The sequence below is a fragment of the Streptomyces sp. NPDC056231 genome (assembly GCF_048270745.1).
GTDB lineage: Bacteria > Actinomycetota > Actinomycetes > Streptomycetales > Streptomycetaceae > Streptomyces.
Map to the genome: position 1 here is coordinate 52,952 of NZ_JBLVKW010000040.1, position 21,702 is coordinate 74,653.

General features: G+C 71.4%; 20 protein-coding genes, 6 tRNA genes and 2 pseudogenes. 9 read left to right on the forward strand and 19 right to left on the reverse strand.

What is annotated here, in order from left to right:
* Positions 1–14 precede the first annotated feature (14 nt).
* From ACNPQM_RS26660 to ACNPQM_RS26670, 3 genes are all read right to left on the reverse strand, one after another.
* On the reverse strand, positions 15–263 hold the full coding sequence (locus ACNPQM_RS26660; protein ID WP_418086010.1) for a hypothetical protein: 249 nt from the start codon (positions 261–263) through the stop codon (positions 15–17).
* 536 nt (positions 264–799) lie between these two features.
* Positions 800–871: transfer RNA gene (locus tag ACNPQM_RS26665), tRNA-Val, on the reverse strand.
* 54 nt (positions 872–925) lie between these two features.
* Positions 926–1,417 carry a TIGR02611 family protein gene (locus tag ACNPQM_RS26670; protein ID WP_418086011.1) on the reverse strand — a complete coding sequence of 164 codons (492 nt, stop codon included), beginning with the start codon at positions 1,415–1,417 and terminating at the stop codon, positions 926–928.
* A gap of 189 nt (positions 1,418–1,606) precedes the next feature.
* On the opposite strand from ACNPQM_RS26670, the gene ACNPQM_RS26675 reads away from it, so the two are divergent.
* A complete protein-coding gene (locus ACNPQM_RS26675; protein ID WP_003959770.1) occupies positions 1,607–2,020 on the forward strand; it encodes an SsgA family sporulation/cell division regulator in 414 nt (137 codons plus the stop codon).
* 348 nt (positions 2,021–2,368) lie between these two features.
* Entirely contained in the window at positions 2,369–2,941 is a 573-nt protein-coding gene (locus ACNPQM_RS26680) for a CGNR zinc finger domain-containing protein (RefSeq protein WP_418086012.1), read from the forward strand.
* A 27-nt stretch (positions 2,942–2,968) separates the two neighbouring features.
* Here ACNPQM_RS26680 and ACNPQM_RS26685 read toward each other — a convergent pair whose 3' ends face one another.
* From ACNPQM_RS26685 to ACNPQM_RS26695, 3 genes and pseudogenes are all read right to left on the reverse strand, one after another.
* Positions 2,969–3,124, reverse strand: coding sequence for a hypothetical protein (locus tag ACNPQM_RS26685; protein ID WP_358863114.1), 156 nt, complete (start codon positions 3,122–3,124; stop codon positions 2,969–2,971).
* A gap of 646 nt (positions 3,125–3,770) precedes the next feature.
* Positions 3,771–4,239: pseudogene (locus ACNPQM_RS26690) on the reverse strand (substrate-binding domain-containing protein); the annotation flags it as partial.
* 57 nt (positions 4,240–4,296) lie between these two features.
* Positions 4,297–4,752, reverse strand: a complete 456-nt coding sequence (locus ACNPQM_RS26695) for a hypothetical protein (protein ID WP_418086013.1) — start codon at positions 4,750–4,752, stop codon at positions 4,297–4,299.
* A 213-nt stretch (positions 4,753–4,965) separates the two neighbouring features.
* Here ACNPQM_RS26695 and ACNPQM_RS26700 point away from each other — a divergent pair, with 213 nt between their 5' ends.
* Positions 4,966–5,481: a DsbA family protein gene (locus ACNPQM_RS26700; protein WP_358863112.1), complete on the forward strand. Its 516-nt coding sequence runs from the start codon at positions 4,966–4,968 to the stop codon at positions 5,479–5,481.
* A 31-nt stretch (positions 5,482–5,512) separates the two neighbouring features.
* Here the strand turns inward: ACNPQM_RS26700 and ACNPQM_RS26705 are convergent, their stop codons facing one another.
* From ACNPQM_RS26705 to ACNPQM_RS26715, 3 genes are all read right to left on the reverse strand, one after another.
* Entirely contained in the window at positions 5,513–6,352 is an 840-nt protein-coding gene (locus ACNPQM_RS26705) for a GNAT family N-acetyltransferase (protein ID WP_418086014.1), read from the reverse strand.
* A gap of 127 nt (positions 6,353–6,479) precedes the next feature.
* On the reverse strand, positions 6,480–7,301 hold the full coding sequence (locus ACNPQM_RS26710) for an aminotransferase class IV (RefSeq protein WP_418086021.1): 822 nt from the start codon (positions 7,299–7,301) through the stop codon (positions 6,480–6,482).
* Positions 7,301–8,335: a chorismate-binding protein gene (locus tag ACNPQM_RS26715; RefSeq protein WP_418086022.1), complete on the reverse strand. Its 1,035-nt coding sequence runs from the start codon at positions 8,333–8,335 to the stop codon at positions 7,301–7,303. The genes ACNPQM_RS26710 and ACNPQM_RS26715 overlap by 1 nt, the downstream gene beginning before the upstream one ends.
* Positions 8,336–8,498: 163 nt before the next feature.
* Between ACNPQM_RS26715 and ACNPQM_RS26720 the strand changes: the two genes are divergently transcribed.
* From ACNPQM_RS26720 to ACNPQM_RS26740, 5 genes are all read left to right on the forward strand, one after another.
* Positions 8,499–8,571: transfer RNA gene (locus tag ACNPQM_RS26720), tRNA-Gly, on the forward strand.
* Positions 8,572–8,609: 38 nt separating this feature from the next.
* Positions 8,610–8,683, forward strand: a tRNA-Cys gene (locus ACNPQM_RS26725).
* A 1-nt stretch (position 8,684) separates the two neighbouring features.
* A tRNA-Val gene (locus ACNPQM_RS26730) sits at positions 8,685–8,756 on the forward strand.
* 21 nt (positions 8,757–8,777) lie between these two features.
* Positions 8,778–8,849 (forward strand) — tRNA-Val (locus ACNPQM_RS26735).
* Positions 8,850–8,872: 23 nt separating this feature from the next.
* A tRNA-Val gene (locus ACNPQM_RS26740) sits at positions 8,873–8,947 on the forward strand.
* Between the two features lie 287 nt (positions 8,948–9,234).
* On the opposite strand, the gene ACNPQM_RS26745 is transcribed toward ACNPQM_RS26740, so the two are convergent.
* The 4 genes from ACNPQM_RS26745 to ACNPQM_RS26760 all read right to left on the reverse strand — a co-directional run bounded on the left by ACNPQM_RS26745 (position 9,235) and on the right by ACNPQM_RS26760 (position 11,453).
* The gene (locus ACNPQM_RS26745; protein ID WP_358862093.1) at positions 9,235–9,507 is read right to left on the reverse strand and encodes a zf-TFIIB domain-containing protein; all 273 of its coding nucleotides are present in this window, start codon (positions 9,505–9,507) and stop codon (positions 9,235–9,237) included.
* A 68-nt stretch (positions 9,508–9,575) separates the two neighbouring features.
* Entirely contained in the window at positions 9,576–10,541 is a 966-nt protein-coding gene (locus tag ACNPQM_RS26750; protein ID WP_418086015.1) for a phosphotransferase family protein, read from the reverse strand.
* Positions 10,542–10,795: 254 nt separating this feature from the next.
* Positions 10,796–11,005 (reverse strand): hypothetical protein, encoded by a 210-nt coding sequence (locus ACNPQM_RS26755; RefSeq protein WP_358862091.1) that lies wholly within the window; start codon positions 11,003–11,005, stop codon positions 10,796–10,798.
* 190 nt (positions 11,006–11,195) lie between these two features.
* Positions 11,196–11,453, reverse strand: a complete 258-nt coding sequence (locus ACNPQM_RS26760; RefSeq protein WP_358862090.1) for a hypothetical protein — start codon at positions 11,451–11,453, stop codon at positions 11,196–11,198.
* 206 nt (positions 11,454–11,659) lie between these two features.
* On the opposite strand from ACNPQM_RS26760, the gene ACNPQM_RS26765 reads away from it, so the two are divergent.
* A complete protein-coding gene (locus ACNPQM_RS26765; RefSeq protein WP_418086016.1) occupies positions 11,660–13,018 on the forward strand; it encodes a serine/threonine-protein kinase in 1,359 nt (452 codons plus the stop codon).
* Here ACNPQM_RS26765 and ACNPQM_RS26770 read toward each other — a convergent pair.
* The 6 genes and pseudogenes from ACNPQM_RS26770 to ACNPQM_RS26795 form a co-directional block, all read right to left on the reverse strand.
* Positions 12,985–13,182 (reverse strand): annotated as a pseudogene (locus ACNPQM_RS26770) (TrmH family RNA methyltransferase); the annotation flags it as partial. The gene ACNPQM_RS26765 and the pseudogene ACNPQM_RS26770 sit on opposite strands and share 34 nt — an antisense overlap.
* Positions 13,183–13,482: 300 nt before the next feature.
* Positions 13,483–14,376: a TrmH family RNA methyltransferase gene (locus ACNPQM_RS26775; RefSeq protein WP_418086017.1), complete on the reverse strand. Its 894-nt coding sequence runs from the start codon at positions 14,374–14,376 to the stop codon at positions 13,483–13,485.
* Positions 14,377–14,440: 64 nt separating this feature from the next.
* Positions 14,441–15,697, reverse strand: a complete 1,257-nt coding sequence (cobA, locus tag ACNPQM_RS26780; RefSeq protein WP_418086018.1) for a uroporphyrinogen-III C-methyltransferase — start codon at positions 15,695–15,697, stop codon at positions 14,441–14,443.
* A gap of 231 nt (positions 15,698–15,928) precedes the next feature.
* A complete protein-coding gene (gene cobT / locus ACNPQM_RS26785; RefSeq protein ID WP_418086019.1) occupies positions 15,929–19,249 on the reverse strand; it encodes a nicotinate-nucleotide--dimethylbenzimidazole phosphoribosyltransferase in 3,321 nt (1,106 codons plus the stop codon).
* Positions 19,250–19,583: 334 nt separating this feature from the next.
* Positions 19,584–20,798, reverse strand: coding sequence for a precorrin-6y C5,15-methyltransferase (decarboxylating) subunit CbiE (cbiE, locus tag ACNPQM_RS26790; RefSeq protein ID WP_358862085.1), 1,215 nt, complete (start codon positions 20,796–20,798; stop codon positions 19,584–19,586).
* Positions 20,799–20,904: 106 nt separating this feature from the next.
* A complete protein-coding gene (locus tag ACNPQM_RS26795) occupies positions 20,905–21,579 on the reverse strand; it encodes a GNAT family N-acetyltransferase (RefSeq protein ID WP_418086020.1) in 675 nt (224 codons plus the stop codon).
* Positions 21,580–21,702 lie beyond the last annotated feature (123 nt).

Here is a 21,702-nt window from a genome sequence, read left to right on the forward strand (position 1 = left end):
GTGCTTCACCTGCCTCAGGCCGGCACCCGGTGCCCCTCCCGGCAATGTTTGCCGGTCACAGCACCGGTCGCCGACGCGTGCGAGGTACTCGATGGCGGCGAGTCCGTCCAGCGCGGTGCCATGGGGCAGACACGGGCGAAGGCGTTGCCGCCGACCGGGACACCGTGCAGTTTCCCGTTGACGTCACCCGCCTTCTCCAGTCCGGCCCGGAAGTTCTCCATGCCGAGATTTCCGGCCTTCACCTTGGAATTGAGATCGAGCACAACCCGCTTGTCGTCGAACGTGCGCGGGAATGCGACGGAGCTCTGGAAGACATCGGAGACATTGCCCGCGGAGGCCCGGGTATTGAACTTCTGTCAGAAATTCTCGTAGTCCTGGAAGTCCGTCTTGACCTTGATGTTCGGATACTCCTTCTCGAACAGCGCGATCGTCTTGTTGATCAGCACGGCCCGCTCCTGGCCATCTCTGCCTCTCCGGCGGCTCCGGCTCACCCGCCGCCCCGCCGCAGCCGCAGGCCATCAGCCCCGGAGCCGCCACACCCATGCCTGCCGCACGCAGCCCCTGGGCACTCCGCCACGTCCTCATGACACACCTCGGACAGGCAGCGTCAACCGTTGGGATGGAATCCACCGAAGCGCTTGAACCTCGCGTCGCACGGCAGGGACCCGCAGCGGGCGGGTCGGCGGCAGCGTACGGACGGCCTCGTACCGCTGCGGAAACGGGCGGGAGGGCGCCCGATCGGTGCGGGAAACGCAGAGGGCCCGCGAGACTGTGCAGTCTCGCGGGCCCTCTGTCCCGGTGGGCGATACTGGTTTCGAACCAGTGACCTCTTCGGTGTGAACGAAGCGCTCTCCCACTGAGCTAATCGCCCGGGCACACCGCAAACATTACCCCATGTCAGCGGCGTTCTCCGACCACCCCCGGGTCACTCGTGGATCTTCCACGGCATCACGATTCCGAACTTCCAGACATAGATCCCGACCAGCACGGCGATGATCACGAGCCCGGTCACGGTGAGGATGATGTTCCGCCGCCGAACCTTCGGATCGAGCGCCTTCTGGGCGGCCTCGGTGACCTTCCGGCGCGTCCAGTGCAGCACCAGTTGCGCCCAGACGAACTCGGTCGCCCAGATCGCCATGCCGCCGAAGATCACCAGCCAGCCGGGCCCGGGCAGGGGCAGCATGATGATGCCCCCCACGACCACGGCGAGACCGACCACGAAGACGCCGACCTGCCAGCTCACATGCAGGGTCCTGGACGCCTTGACGAACCCCGGCGCCCGGGAGCCGAACGCCCGCCCCTCCTTGACCACACCCTCGGTGACGTCCGGCGCCACTTTCCCCGTCACGCCCCCCGCAGCGGTCGCCGGGGCCGCCGCTCCGCCGATCCCGTCCCGCGCGTCACTCTCCGCATTCATGGGCCCAATCTACCGGAACGGCCTTTGTCACCGGAATGGCCGCATAACCCAAAGTTACACACCGCTTCATGAGCGACCCGAAGGACCACAAAAGGGTCAGAGGGGTTTACAACGCCACCGTAGGTGGCATGTCGATTTCGCCGACGTGCGAATCCCCGAGCGCACACTGAGCGAAAGGCCCTGGCGCTTATGAACACCACGGTCAGCTGCGAGCTGCACCTGCGCCTCGTTGTGTCGAGCGAGTCATCACTGCCTGTACCCGCGGGCCTGCGGTATGACACGGCCGATCCGTATGCCGTGCACGCCACCTTCCACACCGGAGCGGAGGAGACGGTCGAATGGGTATTCGCCCGCGACCTCCTTGCCGAGGGGCTGCACAGGCCCACCGGCACCGGAGACGTCCGCGTCTGGCCATCCCGTAGTCACGGCCAGGGCGTCGTCTGCATCGCGCTGAGCTCCCCAGAGGGCGAAGCCCTGCTCGAGGCCCCGGCCAGGGCCCTGGAGTCGTTCCTGAAGCGGACCGACGCCGCGGTTCCACCCGGCACCGAGCATCGTCACTTCGACCTCGATACGGAGCTCTCACACATCCTGGCCGAGAGCTGAGCCAGGTCGAGAGCTGCACGGCGCCGTCCGACTCGGGGCGACGGCGCCGCGCGGACAACCACATAGGGCAGACACCAGCGCCGTCATCACGGAATCCACTGTGGTGACGGCGTCGGCGCGTGTTCCACCGGGGGGGCACGACAGGCGCACACCCCGGCCCTCCCGTACGCGCTGGGCGGGCTCTGTGCGCCCTCAGCGCCCCCGAGCGCCCCGCTGGCCCCTGGTCGGCCGGTATGCGCTCCTTACCGGCCCCAGGGGCCCTCTCGGGCCACTCTGCGCCCTCGCCGAACCAGTAGAGTCAGCCGCCATCGGCGGGAGCCCGCCCGCCGGAGGCCAGGGAGCGAAAGCGTGCTGATCCCCCACGACACCCGGATCGCCCTCGACATCGTGGTCGAGCTGGTGAACACCGCACCGGCGACAGATCAGCCGGAGGGCGGACCGAGCGACGGTCTCGCCGGCATCGAAGCGCTTTACCGATTCGCCCGGCGCCACCGCATCAGCGGCGTTGCCGAACTCGGCGAGAAGGATCTTCGGTCCGTACGCGAGGTACGGAGCCGGTTCGCCGAGATCTTCGCGGCACCGGACGCCGAGACCGCCGCCGGTCTCGTCAACAGCCTCGTGGCCTCAGCGGGCACCACGCCGCAGCTGAGCAACCACGACGGCTACGAGTGGCACGTGCACTACTTCGCGCCGGACGCATCGATCGCCGACCACCTCGCGGCCGACTGCGGCATGGCGCTCGCCTTCATCGTGGTGGCGGGCGAACAGGAACGACTGCGGCGCTGCGAGGCACCGGACTGCCGGGACGCGTTCGTGGACCTGTCCCGCAACCGCTCCCGCAGGTACTGCTCCAGCCGCACCTGCGGTAATCGGCTGCATGTCGCCGCGTACCGGGCACGCCGCAAGGAAGCGTCCGGCTGACAGCTCGCCGCCCGTTTCATGGCCCGCTCACAGCAGGAAGAGATCGTGCAACGCGGCCATCAGCAGCAGGCCGCCGACCACCGTGAGGAAGATCATCAAAGGGGGCTGGGACAACGCGAAGAGGCAGCCACGCGGCTCTTCGGCAGGGGGTGCGGGGGCATCGCCCGGGGAGGTTTCCACCATCTCGAGACGATCATGGCGCAGACCGGACCCCGTTGGCGATCAACACGCCTCTTTGTGAGGGGAGTTCACTCCCGCCGGGGCCGGATGGATTCGCTCCGGCGTCCGGTCCGCTGTCACATATTCGGGCTCACAGCCGGTTCGCCCGCACCTCCCCCGCCCCGGCCGGGTCGGCCGAGGTCGCGCAGCATCCGCAGCTGGGCGGCCCGGTGGACCGAACAGCCGCGCTCGTGACCGTTCCATGGGTGGACCTCGATCTCCTTCGGTCCCGCTCAGTGGTTGTACGCGGCGAAGACCGTGGCGCGTATGCGGTGTCCGCCTCAGCCGGAGAAGGTCACGTCGTATACCTCGACGGCGCTCAACGCGGATTCGTACGACTGGAATTCGGGGTCGATCGGCATATGGCCGACTCGTTGGAGATGCGCTTCCAGAAGGCGTCGAAGTCGGCGGCTTCACCGGTACTCCGGTCGGCAGCCGCGAAGTTGATGCAGCGACAGACCGAACAGGGCCACCCGGTCTCCGTTTCGGGCATGCGGCAAGGAAGAAACGGAAGGAAACGTGTGGCGGAGCAGCGCCGGGTGGCTCAGTACGGCGTCGCGCTGGAGGCGCGCACGACCAGGGCGTGTTTCGAAAGTAGCGTCGTCCGCCCCTAGGGCGGGCCGGGCGGCGTCTGGTGCGTGCGATCGCAAGGCGGAGGGCCGCCCCGATACTGGGCGTATCGGGACGAGCCCGACAACGCAGCGAGCGTGCGTGCCGGACGCCGCCCGGCAGGCGGGACTTCCGAAACACGCCCTAGCTCCGGCTGCAGCACCACGCTGCGGTGCTCGTGCGTGCCGTCCTCGTCGTCCGCCTCCTGCAGCAGGAGATCCGTGGCCATCCGGCCCATCACGGCGGCCGGCCGGCGGACCGAGGTGAGCGGTACGGCAGCGGCGGCGGCGAATTCGATGTCGTCGTAGCCGACGATGGCGATGTTCTGCGGCACTCGGATTCCCGCCGCGTACAGCGACTGCGGCGTCGCCGCCCGCAGCCACGTCCAGCCTGTCGGAAGGGATCTCGACGAGCGCTTCGCGCCCCAGGCCGGCCCGGTCGAGAGCCGACAGGGCGCCTTCACGGCGGTCCCCGTCAAGAATCGGACATGAATCGATTCATCGTCGATGGCTGCCGACGGTCCCCTTTCAGATTCCGTGCTTCTTCAGGATGGCCTCGATGTCGCTGAAGTCATCGCCCGGCGCAGCGGCCCGCTGTGCAGGCTTCGCCTTCTCCCGTGGCTGGACCGCCGGTGCACCGGCCCCCAGGGACGGTGCCGACGCCGCGGGCGCGACGGCATCGGACCGCGCCGCCCGCGCGGCGGCCCTGCGTTCCTTGCGGGTGCCGACGCCGCGGCGCTCGACCGCACGCGTGATCATGAAGAGCAGCCAGGCCACCCCAAGCACCCCGAAGCCGAGCCAGACGCTCGGCTTGAAGGCGATATTGGAGACCCACTCGACGACACCGGTCAGCACCAGCCCGATCGGGACCAGCGAGTAGGCGGCGATCCGGGTCGCGGCGAGGAAACGCTTCCTGTAGGCGGTCACGGCGGCAATGCCCAAACCCGCCGCGGACACCGCAGAGCAAATGGTCTCGGCAAGCATCAGGGCCTCCAGGCGCAACGGGGAAACGTCCCTTCCATCCTGCACCGCCCACCGGGGCGGCGGCCATGATCCCCGACCACATCAGGGACATTTCAGGGCCGGGATCCTCCCCAGGTGCCGCCGATCGATGCCGGGCCGAACCGGGCCTGCGGTGCGCGGGTCCCGTGCCGGTGCCGATTGAGATGCGTGCGTGGGCCCTGGGAGACTGGTTCCATGAACGAATCCACCCCTGCAGCCCCGGTCGTCCTCGACGTCTGGTGCGACCTCCAGTGCCCCGACTGCCACCGGGCTCTCACCGATGTACACGCCCTGCGGGCCCGGTACGGCGACCGGCTCGAGGTGCGCCTGCGCCATTTCCCGCTGGAGAAGCACAAGCAGGCGTACGCCGCGGCCCAGGCCGCCGAGGAGGCTGCGGAGCAGGGCAAGGACTGGCCGTACATCGAGGCCGTGCTCGCCAGGACCGAGGAGCTCGGCCGCACCGGTGAGCCGCTTCTGATCGAGGTGGCGCGCGAACTCGGCCTGAATGCGGAGGAGTTCGACACCGCTCTGATCGACGGCCGGCACCTGCTGATCGTCGACGCCGACCAGGCGGAGGGGAAGGCCATCGGCGTGACCGGCACCCCCACCTATGTGATCGGCGGCGAGCGGCTGGACGGCGGCAAGAGTCAGGACGGGCTGCGCGAGCGGATCGAGGAGATCACCGACCGGCTCCTTGCGGAGCAGGGCTGACCGCGGCGTACCCGGCTCGCCCCTCCGCACGTCACAACGGCTTGACGAGGTTGTGCCGAGTCGCTTCGTAGCCGAGCGACTCGTACAGCCGGACCGCCGGGGTGTTGTCCGAGAGCACGTGCAGCCCCATCCGTTCGTCGCCGGCGGCCAGGGCGATGCGTTCGGCCTCCAGCATCAGCGCGCGGCCGTACCCCCGGCCGCGGAACTCTTCGAGCACCTCGACGTCGAAGACGTACCCGACCACCACCCCCGGGTGCATTTCGAACCGCGCCACCCAGACGTGCCCCACGGTCCGGCCGTCGCCGTCGACGAGGACACGAATGTGCGCGCCCTCCGTGGCAAGACCGTCCGGCAGATGTTTCCGGTGAGAGGCCTCGGCCCGGCGCAGAGCGTCGCCCGCCGGAACACCGCGCGCCACAAAGGTTTCCGCGTATTCGGCGACGGCCCTGCTCTCCCACTGCGCGAACTCGTCCTCGGTCATCGAACGCCCGGTGACGCCGTCCGGCAGGACGGGCGGGGTCTGCGGCAGGTCCTTGACCATGTTCCTGCTGCGCTCGGTGTAGCCGAGCGCAGCAGCCAGGCGCAGTCCGGCCGTGTTGTCCGGCTCGACCTCCACGGTCAGCCGGGAACAGCCCCAGCCGCGCAGCACTTCCTCGGCGGCGAGCCCGGCAATGGTGCCGCGGCCGCGCCTGCGGTTCGGTTCGTCGATCCGCAGGCCGCGGATGGTCCCTGTCGTGCCTCCGGACCCGGGCTCGGTACCGATCTCGACGGCCCCGACGGGCCGCCCGTTGTCGCACACGTCGTACGCGCGCGTCCTCGCGCCGTCGGCGCCTTGCTGGATCGGCCCGGTCGGCCGGAGGGTCGTGGTCATCACCGGTGTTCTATCCGCTGCGCCGCCGCCCGTCACCCGGTTTTGCGGACCTGTTCCGTTCCACGGCCCGGAACGGTGTCCGCGGCTCGGGACCGTTCTGCGGCCCGGGACGGGTCATGGACCCGGCTCACGGGTCGAGGTCGTTCCCGGCGCGCTCCTCGAAGACCCGCATGGCCTTGGCCGTCACCGGCCCGGGTCCGCCGGGCAGCTCGCGAACGTCGACCCGGTGGACGGCCTGGACGTCTCGGAGGGTGGAGGTCAGGAAGATCTCCTCGGCGTGCTCCAGGACGTCCAGGGGCAGCTCGGTCTCCAGCGCCCCGGACCATTCGACGGCCAGAGCGCGGGTGATCCCGGCGAGGCAGCCGGAGGTGACCGGCGGGGTGTGGAGCTGTCCGTCGAGGACGACGAAGACATTCGACCCGGTGCCTTCGCAGAGCTGTCCGACAGTGTTGGCGAAGAGCGCCTCGGATGCGCCCTGATCATGGGCGCGGGCGAGGGCGACGACGTTCTCCGCGTACGACGTGGTCTTGAGCCCGGCCAGTGCGCCGCGTTCGTTGCGGGTCCACGGCACGGTGATCACGGCGGTGGTGTCGGGGCGGCGCTTGACCGCCCCGAGCGCCACGACCAGGCTCGGCCCGTCGTTGCCGCGGTCGGAGCCGAGCGGAGAGAGGCCGCCCGTGTACGTGATGCGGAGCCGGCCGAGTTCCATCGGGTTGGCCTCGATGACGGCGGCGCAGGCCCGGCGCACCTCGTCGAGGTCGGGGTCGGGCAACCCGAGACCGCGGGCCGAGCGGGTCAGCCGGTCGAGGTGCCGGGTGAGGGCGAAGGGGCGGCCCCCGGTGGTCCTGACGGTCTCGAAGATCCCGTCCCCGACGGTCAGTCCGTGGTCGAGCACGGACACCCGGGCGTCGGCGGCGTCACGCAGTTCGCCGTTGACCCACATCCACATCATGTGGTCCTTCCAGTTTCTTGGTGGGCGCCCGACGCTACAGCGAGCAGCCGGGCGGCCTTGAGCTCGGTCTCGTCCCATTCGCGCTCCGGATCGGAGCCCCAGGTGATCCCGGCGCCGGTGCCGAACCTGAGGACCGGGGCCACTCCGGTCCGGTCGATCCAGAAAGTCCGTATGCCGACGGCGAGACCGGCGGTGGCCCGGTCGGCGTCGACCCAGCCGATGCCGCCGCAGTACGGACCCCGGGGCGCGGTCTCCAGGGACTCGATGATGCGGAGCGCGCTGGATTTGGGTGCACCGGTGACGGAGCCGGGCGGGAACGCGGCGGCGAGCAGCTCGGGCCAGCCGGCGCCGTCGGCGAGGCGGCCGCGCACCGTGGAGACGAGGTGGACGAGCCCGGGGTGCTTCTCCACCACGCAGAGGTCGGGGACGGTGACCGATCCGGTGGCGCAGACCCGGCCCAGGTCGTTGCGGACCAAGTCGACGATCATCACGTTCTCGGCGTGGTCCTTCTCCAGCAGATCCGCCTCGGTGCGGCCGGTGCCCTTGATCGGTCCGGACTCGACGGTCCGTCCGTTCCGGCTCAGGAAGAGTTCAGGGGACGCGGTGGCGATCTCCACGCCGTGCGCGGGCAGCCGAATCGTTCCTGCGTACGGGGCGGGGTTGCCGCGCGCGAGCAACGCGGTGAGGGCGTCGACGTCGGCGGCGGCCGGGTCCGGCAGCTCCGCGGTCATCACCCGGCAGAGGTTGGCCTGGTACACCTCGCCCGCCGCGATGTGCTCGCGGATCCGGCGTACGCCCGCGGTGTACGCGGCACGGTCCAGGGACGAGACCCAGTCGCCGGCTCCGGGCCCGCGCCAGGCTCCGGGGACGGGTGCGGGCACCGGTTCGGTCCGGACGGTCCCGAAGCGGGCACAGACGAGACTGCCCTCAAAATCGGCGCACACCGCCCAGAAGCCGGACGAGTCGAGGGCTGAGGGGTCACTGGTCACGTCCCGCAGATCGGACGCGACAAGGCCGCCGAAGCGGGCCATTGGAGCGAGGTCGAGCACGTGGGTGAGTCTAGGACGCTGCGCGGCGACCTGCGCCGGGGCGAGCGCACCTCAGCACGCTGCACAAACGCGTTTTTGTACTGGCCCAGGAATCCGCTAGAGTTCAACACGTCGCCGGGACACGCAAGTGAAACGGAAACGACAAGCGGACGTGGCTCAGTTGGTAGAGCATCACCTTGCCAAGGTGAGGGTCGCGAGTTCGAATCTCGTCGTCCGCTCGAAGTGGGGGATCTTTTCCCGAACCCCCTGCACTCCTGGTGGAGTGGCCGAGAGGCGAGGCAACGGCCTGCAAAGCCGTCTACACGGGTTCAAATCCCGTCTCCACCTCCAAGGACGATTAGCTCAGCGGGAGAGCGCTTCCCTGACACGGAAGAGGTCACTGGTTCAATCCCAGTATCGTCCACTGGTCCGCAAGGATCACCCCGCGCGATTAGCTCAGCGGGAGAGCGCTTCCCTGACACGGAAGAGGTCACTGGTTCAATCCCAGTATCGCGCACGCAGTACACGCAGGGTCACCCTGCGCGATTAGCTCAGCGGGAGAGCGCTTCCCTGACACGGAAGAGGTCACTGGTTCAATCCCAGTATCGCGCACCAGCAAGCCCCGGTCGTCTCGACGACCGGGGCTTTGTCGTGGTTGCGGTGCGGGTCGAGTCCGCCCGGGTCAGCCGGTGAAGGGCTGCGCGGCCTTGCGGGCCGGTCCGCGCAGGCCGTAGGCGAACGGTACGGCCAGCCGAAGCCGGACCACGGCGAGATGTTGTCGACGGTATGCATTCCCGCCGGAGGCGCACATCGTGCGCGCCCCGACCGTACAGGGGCGCGCACCGGACGCGCCGCGGGCCCGGACGCACCGCGTCCGGGCCCGCGGCGTGGTGTCGGCCGGGTCAGGAGGAGAAGAGCATGCGGCCGAAGCTCTTGTGCCGGTAGTGACCGCCGTGGTGCTGCGGGGCGCCCCAGACGGGGGCCGGCGCGGCGGGGTAGGCCTGGGGGGCCGGCGGCGCGGGCGGGGCCGGCTGGGTCCACTGCGCCTCGATGCGGGTCAGGGTCTCCAGCTCGCCGTAGTCGAGGAATATCCCCCGGCAGCCGCTGCACTGCTCGATCTGGACGCCATTGCGGTTGTAGGTCTGCATCTGTGCGTGGCACTTGGGACACTGCATGGTCGACTCAGCTCCTCGCCGTCGGTTCGCCGTCGCCGGAATGCATGCCCGGAGACGATCGGTTCACCCTACGACGAGCGCTCGGTCACCAACTCGGCCGGGATGGATGCAATTCGGGCACAGGCATCGATCATCGTCTGTTCCACCTCATCCGGATTTCGCCCCTCCGCCGCGGACTTGGCGAACGCCAGTGCCGCGGCCTGAACCGTCAGGGCGCGGGCCGGGACGTCGAGCTCGGGCCACGGATCGCCGTAGGCCCGCACTGCGGGCCCGCCCGCGGCCCGGTAGGCCTCCAGGAAGCGCAGCCAGACCTCGGGGGGCAGCAGTCCTGCCGCGTACCAGGCGGCGGGGCGGGCGAGGTCCCACGCGGGGTCACCGAGCCCCACGTCGTCGACGTCGATCAGCAGCCAGCGGCCCTGCGCCGCGGGGTGGCGGACGAGCTGGCCGAGGTGGAGATCGCCGTGGCAGATGAAGCGCGAGCGGTGCGCGGGTGCAGGGGCTTCGTCGCGGGCCCAGGCGGGCAGGCGCCGCCATGCTTCGCGTACGGGGGCGGTTGCCAGGTCACCGGGCCGGGCGGCGCACATCCGGGCCACGGCGAGGGCGGCTTTTGCGGGGCCCCGCATGGGAGGTAGGGCGGACGGGGGCGCGGTGCGGTGGAGCCGGGCCAGGAGGACACCGGACTCTTCCCAGGGCGCGGCGTCGGGCTCCGCGGGGTCGACCGGTTCGCCGTGAGGCCAGAGGGTCACCGGACGGCCGTCGACCACGGGAACAGCAGGCTGGGGTACCGGTGGCAGGAGGATGCCGCTGAGAGCGGGGGCCGAGGCCAGGGCCGTACGGGCGGCCAGGGCGGCGGTGTCGGTGTCCGGAGCGTGGGCCTTCGCGACCACGGAGCCGGAGCGGACGACCGTACCGTCGGCGCGGTCCGCGAGCACCGCCGGTGCCGGGCAGGTGGGACAAGGGGCCGCGGTACGCCGGTGCGGGTGAGCCGTGTCATGGGCGAGGGCGCCCAGCGCGCGGACGACTGCGGTGGTCACGGTCTCCCCCGGTGGCAACAGGTGCGGCCCGGTAGGCCCCGGGCACGCGGACGAGCGTACGCGCTGCCGCGCAAGCCGTGGCAGCCGCGTGGCGACGGTGTGGTGCGCCGCCGCTCATTGCCCCCGGACAGCGCGATGTCCGGTCAGCTCCCCAGCTGACCGGACAAACGCTGCCGTCCGCCGCACCCCCGTCCCCACGGGGTTGTTGGCCGGATGTCCCGGTCCGGACCGCTCTTCCGAACCCGGGGCGCCGCTCAGCGCCCCAACATCACGCCCACGGACGACGCCTGTGTGACCACCGCGTCCCAGCCGCCGAAGACGACTACGAGCAGGGTCGCCAGAGGAAGAACCATGGCTGTCGCAACCAGCGGGTGGCGCGTACCGGACGACGGGCGGCCGCCGAACGCGGCATGAGCCCTGCGTCCCTGCGTGCGGATCATCGTCCGCGTCGCCGTGTCCGCCATGGTTCCTCTCCTGACCTGATTGTTGGAGCGGCGGGCGTCTGACCTCGGGGGACGAGTGCAACGCCCGCCGCTTGAGTTCAACATTAGGGACGCGAGGAGGGTGGGTCGTCATGCCCGCGTACCGAATGCCGGGCCTCCCGGAGGATGAGCCGTGGGTGGTCGGCGTACTCCCCTGGGTGGAGATCCTGCGCTACGCCTTGGGGTCATCCCGGAGGGGACGCTCGGATGCGTCCTGCCTGGGGACCGGTTGTTCGACCAGGGCGAGCACCCTGGTCGCCATGAAGCGGGCGGTACGGACGGCGGTGCCGCTGCGAGTGACTTCACTCACTTCGACGACCCCTCGGCGGACAGCTGTCTCCACCCGGCGGCCTGCTCTGGTGGCCACCACCTCGTACGTCCGCGTCGTGTCTCCCGCGTCCACGACTATCTCCACACGATCGCCCTTCACTGATCCAATCCCCCTTCTGCGACGGACCTTTGAGATCTCGCACGGGCCCGGGAGCGTGGATCCGCGGCCCCCTGACCACTTCTCAAGTTTCCCACCCGGCACTGACAATCGATCGGTGGGCGAGGGCGCGGCCTCTGAGCGCGCCGGGCCACGGGTACGTAAGCTGTGCCACGTCAAGCGGACCAGGCAGCGGGGATGGGCAGACGATGGCGATGATGCGGCTCCGGCGCGAGGACCCGCGTGTCGTCGGCTCGTTCAGGCTGCACCGGCGGCTCGGGGCGGGTGGCATGGGTGTCGTCTATCTCGGTTCGGACCGGCGCGGCCAGCGGGTGGCGCTCAAGGTGATCCGCCCGGATCTCGCCGAGGACCAGGAGTTCCGTTCGCGTTTCGCGCGCGAGGTGTCGGCGGCGCGGCGGATCCGCGGCGGCTGTACGGCGCGTCTGGTGGCCGCCGATCTGGAGGCGGACCGCCCGTGGTTCGCGACACAGTACGTCCCCGGGCCCTCGCTCCACGACAAGGTGGCCGAGGAAGGTCCGCTGTCGGCGGCCGAGGTGGCGTCGATCGGGGCGGCGCTCTCCGAGGGGCTCGTGGCGGTGCACGAGGCGGGTGTCGTCCATCGCGACCTGAAGCCGTCGAACATCCTCCTCTCCCCCAAGGGCCCCCGGATCATCGACTTCGGGATCGCCTGGGCGACCGGGGCGAGCACGCTCACGCATGTCGGCACGGCGGTGGGCTCGCCGGGATTCCTTGCGCCCGAGCAGGTACGGGGCGCGGCGGTGACGCCCGCGACGGACGTCTTCTCGCTCGGTGCCACGCTGGCGTACGCGGCGATGGCCGACTCGCCTTTCGGGCACGGCAGTTCCGAGGTGATGCTCTATCGCGTGGTGCACGAGGAACCGCAGTTGTACGACGTGCACGACGCGCTGGCGCCACTGGTGAGCGCCTGTCTGGCGAAGGATCCGGAGGAGCGGCCGAGCACGCTTCAACTCTCCATGCGCCTCAAGGAGATCGCGGCCCGTGAGGCACAGGGCCTGCACGAGAGCCGGCCGCCCGCCCAGCGCTCGGCGCAGGAGCTGGACCGGCCGACCAGCCGACTCGACGGCCCGTACACCGAACAGCAGACCCGGCGTGCCTCGGCCCCGCCACCGCCCCGTCCACAGAGCCGGCAGGCGCCGGCGTCTTCGCGTGGTTCTTCGTCCCGCACCGGCGGCTCGCGCCCTCAGCAGCAGCCGCGCATGACGACACGCTCCGGCAAGCGCCCGCAGGGCACGAACGGGACGAACGGCCGCCGGCCGGGCACGCGGCCCGGCGCCCGCACGACCTCGACGGGCCGGATTCCCGCCAATCCGCGGCTGCTGCGGCAGCGGCTCGTCGTGTTCGTCGTGGTGACGCTGCTCGTGGCGCTCGGCATCGCGGCGGCGCAGGGCTGCCAGGGGCCGGCCCGCGGACTGGGCGCCGGGCACACCCCTGGGTGGCACGGGCAGCACCAGCCGCTGCGGCCCGACGATCCATGTCAGGGGACGGCGGGCGGTCAGTTCTGCGGGCGACCCGTCGCCACCGCGTAGAACGCGACCGCGGCTGCCGCGCCCACGTTCAGCGAGTCGACGCCGCGCGCCATCGGGATCCGTACCCATTCGTCGGCGGCGACCAGGGCCTGCGTGGACTGCCGGTCGCCCTCGGCACCGAGCATCAGCGCCACCTCGTCCATCCGGTGCGGCGCCGCCTCCTTGTCGGTGACGCCGGCCGGGACCAGCAGCAGGCGGTTGGCCGCGGTGTACGCCGAGCCCTGCAGGCCGATGGGCAGCTCGGGCACCGCCGACCAGCCGCCGACCAGCCGTCGGCCGCCGGGTCGTAGACGCAGGCGTGCTTCACCGGCCCCGAGGTCTTGGAGCCGTCGGCGCCGTAGAGCTTGCCGTCGATGCCGCCGCAGGACTCCCAGGGGATCGGCTCCGGGTAGGACGCGACCAGCGACCAGCCGCCGGACGCGGGGTCGTAAAGATCGACACGGCCGAACGGCAGTACGCCGGGTTCACGCAGTTCGCGGTCGGGTGGCGTAGAAGGCCACGGCCGAGGCGGCTGCCACGTTGAGGGAGTCCACACCGGCGTCCATCGGGATGCGGACGTGCTCGTCGACTGCGGCAAGGGTCCCGGGGGTGAGGCCGGCGCCTTCCGTGCCGAAGACCAGGGCGAGTTTCTCGTCGTTTCGTACGGCGAGTTCGTCGAGGGTGATCGCTCGGCCGCTCAAGCAGAGTGCGGCGACCATGAAGCCCGCGGAACGCAAGACCTCGACGCCCTTCGGCCAGGCCTCCAGGCGAGTCCACGGCACCTGGAAGACGGCCCCCATCGAGACCTTCACGGACCTCCGGTACAGAGGATCAGCGCAGCGTGGGGTGAGGAGGACCGCGTCGACGCCCAGGGCAGCGGCGTTCCTGAACGCGGCCCCCAGGTTGGCATGATCGACGATGTCCTCGAACACCGCGATGCGCCGAGCTGCACGTTCTTGCAGACCCAGAGGCGACACCGCTCCGATGTCGGTGTGGTCGTCGACCGCCTCCATGACGACGGGGCGGGTCGTCGCCAGCAGCTCCTCGGCCGTGGGCAGCGGCTTGCGCTGCATGGAGGCGAGTGCGCCGCGGTGCACGTGGTAGCCGGTGACGCGTTCGGCGAGCTCCGGGCTGACCGCGTACACCGGGGCCGGAACCTCGTCGATGACGTCGCGCATCACATCGACCCACTTCGCGGAGAGCAGCATCGAGCGCATCTCGTACCCGGCGTGCCGGGCGCGTCTGATCACCTTCTCGCCCTCGGCGATGAAGAGTCCTTCGGCCGGCTCCCGCCTGCGTCGGAGTTCGACGTCGGTCAGGCCCGTGTAGTCGCGCAGGCGAGGGTCGTCGGGGTCGTCGACGGTGATGAGATCTGCCACAGGTTGATACTGCCTTGTCCGGTGTGTGGTGCCAACGGCTTGGAAAAAGATCCGTTACCGCTGGTTACTCGGCGGGGTGCGGGGCGGTGTCCGTACCGACCGCGACGACATCGCCGATGACGATCACGGCCGGGGGCCGCACCTCTTCGGCGACGGCCCGTTCACCGACGGTCGCGAGGGTCGCGTCGACGCGGCGCTGGGATGCCGTGGTGCCCTCCTGGATCAGGGCGACCGGGGTGTCCGGGGACTTGCCGTGGGCGATGAGGGCCTTCGCGATGGCGCCGATCTTGTCGACGGCCATCAGCAGCACGAGGGTGCCGCGCAGCTGCGCGAGCGCTGCCCAGTCGACCAGCGAACGCTCGTCGTCGGGGGCGACATGACCGCTGACAACGGTGAACTCGTGCGCCACGCCGCGGTGGGTGACGGGGATTCCGGCCGCGCCGGGTACGGAGATCGAGCTGGAGATGCCGGGGACGACGGTGCACGGGATGCCCTCGGCGGCGAGCGCCTGCACCTCCTCCATGCCCCGGCCGAAGACGAACGGGTCGCCGCCCTTGAGCCGGACGACGGCCTTGCCCGCCTTGGCGTGCTCGATGAGCGCCTGGTTGATCGCCTCCTGCGCCATGAAACGGCCGTAGGGGATCTTCGACGCGTCGATCACCTCGACGTGCGGCGGCAGTTCGTCGAGCAGGTCGCGCGGGCCGAGCCGGTCGGCGATGACGACATCGGCCTCGGCGAGGAGGCGACGGCCGCGCACGGTGATCAGGTCGGGGTCGCCGGGGCCGCCGCCGACCAGGGAGACACCGGGGGCGCGGCGGGTGCGGTGGTGCGCGGTGGTGAGCGTGCCGTCGCGCAGGCCCTCGACGATGGCGTCGCGGACGGCGGCGGAGTGGCGCGGGTCGCGGCCCTGGGCGTCGGTGGAGAGGACGGCGACAATCACGCCCTCGCTGCGACCGGTTGCCGGGGTCCAGGCGGTGGCCACGTCGGCGTTGTCGCTGCGCACGCACCAGGTGCGGGTGCGCTCGGCCTCGGCGGACGCTGCGTCGTTCGCGGCGGCGTCGTCGGAGGCGATGAGTGCGTACCAGGTGTCGGCCAGATCCCCGTCCTCGTACCGGCGGCGCTCCCAGCGGATCTCACCGGCGTCGGCCATCGCCTCGACCGACGCGGTCGCGGACGGCGATACGAGGGTGATGTCGGCACCTGCCGAGATGAGCGCGGGAAGGCGGCGCTGCGCGACCTGGCCGCCGCCGACGACGACGACGCGGCGCCCGCTCAGGCGCAGTCCGACGGGGTACGCGGGGTGATCGGCGTGCTCGGCCATGACGGTGCGGGCTCCTCGTGCAATGCGGGGTGCGGGCCGCTGCGGCGGTGGAGCGGCTGTGACGTGGGGTTTTGTGGGGCGTGGGTCCACGATACGGGGTGCGGGGCGGGCCGGTGGGGCGGCTGGGGGCCGCTGCGCGGGGCTGTCCCATGCCCGCCGCCCCTGCCCGAAAGCGTGGCTCGGCCCCGCCGAGCGTCTCGGGACGCCGGCCGGGCCGAGCAGGGCCGAGCGCTACTTCTCGGTGACGCCTGCCGAGTCGAACGTCGCCACCTCGTGCATCGCCCGCGCCGCGCTCTGCACGATCGGGAGCGCCAGCAGCGCGCCCGTTCCTTCGCCGAGGCGGAGGTCGAGGTCGACCAGCGGGCGCAGACCCAGCTTGTTGAGCGCGGCTACGTGGCCTGGCTCGGCGCTGCGGTGGCCGGCGATGCACGCGGCGAGGGCCTCGGGGGCGATCGCCCGGGCGACCAGGGCCGCAGCGCCCGCGCTGACGCCGTCCAGGATGACGGGTGTACGGAGTGAGGCGCCGCCGAGCAGGAAGCCTGCCATGGCGGCGTGCTCCAGGCCGCCGACCGCGGCGAGTACACCGATCGGGTCGGCCGGGTCGGGCTGGTGCAGTTCGAGGGCCCGGCGGACCACGTCGACCTTGCGGGCGTGCATCTCGTCGTTGATGCCGGTGCCGCGACCGGTCACCTCTGCCGGGTCCATGCCCGTGTACACGCAGATGAGTGCGGCGGACGCGGTGGTGTTGGCGATGCCCATCTCACCGGTGAGCAGGCCCTTGTTGCCCGCCGCGACCAGGTCGCGGGCGGTCTCGATGCCGACCTCGATGGCCGAGAGGACCTCCTCGCGGGTAAGGGCGGGGCCGGTGGTGAAGTCGGCCGTGCCGGCGCGCACCTTGCGGGGCAGCAGGCCGGGTGTCGCGGGCAGTTCCGTGGCGACGCCGACGTCGACCACGCACACTTCGGCGCCGACCTGGGACGCGAACGCGTTGCAGACCGCGCCGCCGCCGAGGAAGTTGGCGACCATCTGGCCGGTGACCTCCTGCGGCCACGCAGTGACGCCCTGGGCGTGCACCCCGTGGTCCCCGGCGAAGATCGCGACGGCCGCGGGCTCCGGGATGGGCGGCGGGCACATCCGGGAGAGGCCCGAGAGCTGTGCGGAGATGATCTCCAGCATGCCGAGCGCACCGGCCGGCTTGGTCATCCGCTTCTGGCGTTCCCACGCCTCGCCGAGCGCCTTGGCATCCAGCGGGCGGATGTTGGAGATGGTCTCCTGCAGCAGGTCGTGCGGTTCCTCGCCGGGCAGGGCGCGGCGGCCGTACGTCTCCTCGTGGACGACCCAGGACAGCGGGCGGCGCTTGGACCAGCCCGCCTGCATCAGTTCGGGCTCCTCGGGGAATTCGTCGACGTAACCGACACAGAGGTACGCGACGACTTCGAGGTGCTCGGGCAGGCCCAGGGCGCGGACCATTTCCCGCTCGTCGAAGAAGCTGACCCAGCCGACGCCGAGGCCCTCCGCGCGAGCGGCGAGCCACAGGTTCTCGACGGCGAGCGCCGAGGAGTACGGGGCCATCTGCGGCTGGGTGTGCCGGCCGAGCGTGTGGCGGCCGCCGCGGGTGGGATCGGCGGTGACGACAATGTTGACCGGGGTCTCGAGGATCGCCTCGATCTTCAGTTCCTTGAACTGCTTGGCCCGGCCCTTGGGCAGCGACTTGGCGTAGGCGTCGCGCTGACGCTGCGCCAGTTCGTGCATGGAGCGGCGGGTCTCCGCCGAGCGGATGACGACGAAGTCCCAGGGCTGCGAGTGGCCGACGCTGGGCGCCGTGTGCGCGGCTTCGAGGACGCGGAGCAGAACCTCGTGCGGGATGGGGTCGCTGCGGAAGCCGTTACGGATGTCGCGGCGTTCGCGCATCACCCGGAGCACGGCTTCGCGCTCGGCGTCGTCGTAGCCGGGGGCGGGGGCGGAGGCGGGAGCCTCGGTGTCCACCGCGGCCTCCGCTGCCTCGGGCTCTGCCGGGGCAGTGGCCTGGGCCGGTTCGACGGGCTGCTCGTCCGCAACGGGCTCCGAGTCGGCCGGCTCCGTGTGCCCGGAGACCTCTGCGGGCTCGGCGGCAACCGCGGGCTCGGCAGCAACCGCGGGCTCGGCGGCAACCGCGGGGGCCGCGGGGGCCGCGTCGGCCACGGGGGCTGTGACATCCGGGGTCTCGATGACCTCGGGGCCGGTTTCGGGCTCCGGTTCGGGGGCCGTCACCGTCTCGGGCGCCGCCTCGGCCACGAGGACGGGTGCGGGGGCCGGCTCCTCCGGAGCGGCGGCAGGCTCAGGGACGACGACCGGCCCCGGGGTCGCAACCGGCTCCTGGACGGCGACCGGCTCGGCGGCCGCGGCCGGCTCGGGGGCCGGGGCGTCGACCGCCTCTGCCGGATGGACGGTCTCGGCGGTCTCGATGACCGGGGCAGGTGCGGGCTGGACAGCGATCGCCACAGGCTCGGGCTGAGGTTCGGGCGCGGGCTCGAATGCCACGACCGGCTCCGCTGCCGGCGTCGGGGCCAGTTGCGGAGTGGTCGGCACCGACCCGTCCACCGGCACGAACTGGCCTGCGGGCGCTGCTTCCACCGGTGTCTCCACCGGAGCGGCGGCCTCCACGGACGGTTCGGACGAAACCTCGGCCGCAGCCGGCACAGTGACCGGCTCTGCAGCCGGTTCGGCCACCGGGGCGGGCACGACGAACTCCGGAACGACCGTTTCTGCGACAGGTTCCGCGGCCACCGGCGCCGCGACCTGCTCCGGCGCATGGGCCACCCACGGGCTCCCGCCCTGCGGCGGGATCTCGCCGAGCTGCGGGCCCGGCACCACAGCCGCTTCGGTGCCCAGCTGGTCGAAGTACTCGGGACCGGTGGTGGGCGGTCCCGCCTGGCGTGCGGGCATCGGGGTCTGCGGCGCGCCCGCCGGTCCTCGGTCGGCGAGCGAACGGACCACTCCGCCGGTCGGCGTCCCGCCGTACGACGGGGTCGACTCGCCCGAGCCCGGGCCGCGGTGCAGCGGTCGGCGTACGGGGGCGGCGGCCTGCGCCACCGCAGCCTGTGCGGGAGCGGGGACCTGGGCCGGCATACGTACGCCGTTGAGGTCGACGGCACCCGAGTCGCGGCCGCCGGACTCGTGCGTGCCCTGCCCGGTCTCGGTCATCGCTCCGGCCACCGCCTGCTGCACGGCGTACATCGCCGGGTCCGGCGCCTGGACCTGCACGGGTCCCTGGGCCTGCACGGCCTGCATGGCGGGCCGGCCCTGTGGCTGCATCTGGTAGGCGGCCTGCTCGGCCACGGGTGCCTGCGCCTGCCCGGCTCCGCCGTCCGTCGGCTGACCGGGGACGGGGGCCACCTGCTGGTCGCTCCAGGCGCCCTGCGGGCTCGGCATCAGCAGAAGGTCGTCGTCCTCGGACGCATGCACGGAGGGGTCGAGGAAGGTGTACGCACCCGGGGCGGGGATGCCCGGTTGCTCCACCATGCCTGCGCTCTCCGGCAGTCCCTCGCCCGGGATCTGGCCGGTGTCACTCATGCGTACCCCTCGCCCATCGTCAGTGCTCCTTCGGCCCTTCGCCCGGGACGCCCGAACACGGCACGCCGGTGCTCGTCATGAAGAACGAGCGGGCTCGCCGCGCGGCACGAATCGGACGCGGACGTACATCATTCTCGCGGCCGTTCGCCGCCGCGACAGGCAGTTCTGCCACGGCTTGCTGTGGGCTGCGCCACGTTGCGCGTCCCCCGGGGTTTGCCGTACCACAACGAGGCCCAAAACGGTCCCCTTTTCCGGACATTGACGAACGAACCGACGAACGTCCACGTGCGGTGCAACAATCGGCCAGCCTACCTCGCGCAGTACGCCGGCCGGGTCACAGGGCGAGGTCCGAGCGCACTGCCGAGAGCAGAAATACAACCGAGCGTTCGCGCTCCGCCCATGCGGACGTGTCGAGTTCGACGGACTGGAGGAGTGCGCACTCGACCGTGTAGCCGTTCCCGGTGAGTGCGGCGCCGAGTGCTTCGGCCTCGTCGCGGGTCGAGGCGTGGGTGACGATCCGCTCGGGCCGGCGGTCGGCAACGGCGGTGACGACGGGGACGCCGCCGCCCCCGATCCGTACGACATCCGGCTCGGGCAGCCGTTCCAGCACATGGGGTGCGCGACCGTGGACAACCTGGAGTTGTACACCGAAGGCGCGGGCAGCGGCGGCCGTTCGGGCGCAGGCGTCCGGGTCACTGTCGACCGCCAGGACCGCCGCACCGAACCGCGCCGCCTCCACGGAGAGGGCACCGCTGCCGGAGCCGATGTCCCAGACGAGGTCGCCCACACGCGGGCCGAGGCGGGCGAGTTGGGCGGCGCGCAGCCCCGGGGACTCGCCCTCGGGGTCGGTGACGCTGTCCGGGTAGGCATCGGAGGGCAGCGCCCAGCCCCGTACCCCGTGGGGATGGCGGCCGGAGATCCAGCCACCGGTGGTCTGCTGTTCGGGTCCGCTGCCGATGACGATCACCACGTTCGGGTCGCGCCAGACGTGGTCGGCTGCCTTGTCGGAGGTGAGGACCGTGACCTGTTCACGTGCGGTGCCGAGTTCCTCGCAGATGACGAACGTGCGGTGGACGCCGTCGAGCAGCAGGGCGAGTTCGGCGGGGCCCGCGCCGGGCGAGGTGAGGACGGCGACCTTGTGGTGGGCGCGGCAGACGTTGACGGCGCGGCGCAGGGTGCGGGGGTGGGCGACGACGGTCTGGGCGTCCTCCCACGGCATGCCGACGCGGGCGAAAGCGGTGGCCACGGCCGACACGGCGGGCACGACTTCGACTTCCAGGCCGTGTTCGGGTGCGCGGAGGTTGCGTACGACCCCGAAGAAGCCGGGGTCGCCGTCGGCGAGGACCACGGCGGTGCCGCGGTGGCCGGCGATCCTGCGGGCGGCCAGGTCGATGGAGCCGAGGCGGATCCGTTCGGCTGCTGCCGGGACTTCGGGGAGAGCGAGGTGGTGGGCGGCGCCCGCGACGAGGGTGGCGGCCGAGAGCGCGGCCGCGGCCACCGCGGTCAGGGGCGAGCCGTCCCAGCCGATCACCGTGACCCGGTCGGCCATCTGTCGTCAGTCTCCAGGAGTCGTCGCAGGTGGGCTGCCCACGAGAGGGCGGGCAGGGTGAGACTATCCGGTCCCCGACCGGTTCGTACCGATGCGGTCCCCTGCGTCAGTTCCAGTCGCTGTAGGTGCCGTAGCCACCTGCGGCCAACTGCTCGGCGACTCCGTCGAGGTCCTCGGGGAGCAGGCCCCAGACGATCAGGTCGGTCCTGATGTCGGTCCAGCCGCCGTCCTCGGTCTGCGTGCGCGCTATCCGGGCGTTGCGCAGCACGCCCTCACTGATGCAGCCGAGCTTCTGGGCGACCTGCTGGGAGGCGGTGTTGTCGGCGGCGGTGCGCAGTTCGATGCGTTCGAAGCCCTGGTCGCGGAAGATCCACTGGGCGACGGCAAGGACGGACTCGGTGGCGTATCCCTCGCCGCGGGCCCAGGGGGCCGTGATGTAGGTGGCCTCGGTGGCGAGGGTGCGCCAGTCGGTGTTACGCAGCCGGACCGAGCCGACGAGGCGCTGGGTGAGGAATTCGGTGACGGCGAAGACGATGCCGTCACCGCCCGTTCGCTGTGCCGGAGCGATCCTGCGGACCCAGCGTTCGGCGTCGACCTGGGTGTAGGGGTGGGGCGCCCCGGTCCAGGCGGTGACGAGTTCGTCGTTCATCATCTCGACGTACGCGGGAACGTCGGACATGTCGAAGGGGCGCAGCACCAACCGATCCGTGCTGATGGAGATGGACGGAAAGGTGGAAGTCATGCGCAGCTCCATGCCGAAGGCCGTGTAAAGGCACAGCATGCAGCATGGGACGGACCGTGCGCATGGCCGGGTCCGCACGGCGGAGCCCCGGGGGCCCCCCGGGGGGGGGGGGGGGGGGGGGCCCCCGCGGGGGGGGGGGTGTGAGGCGTTGGGGGGGGGGCC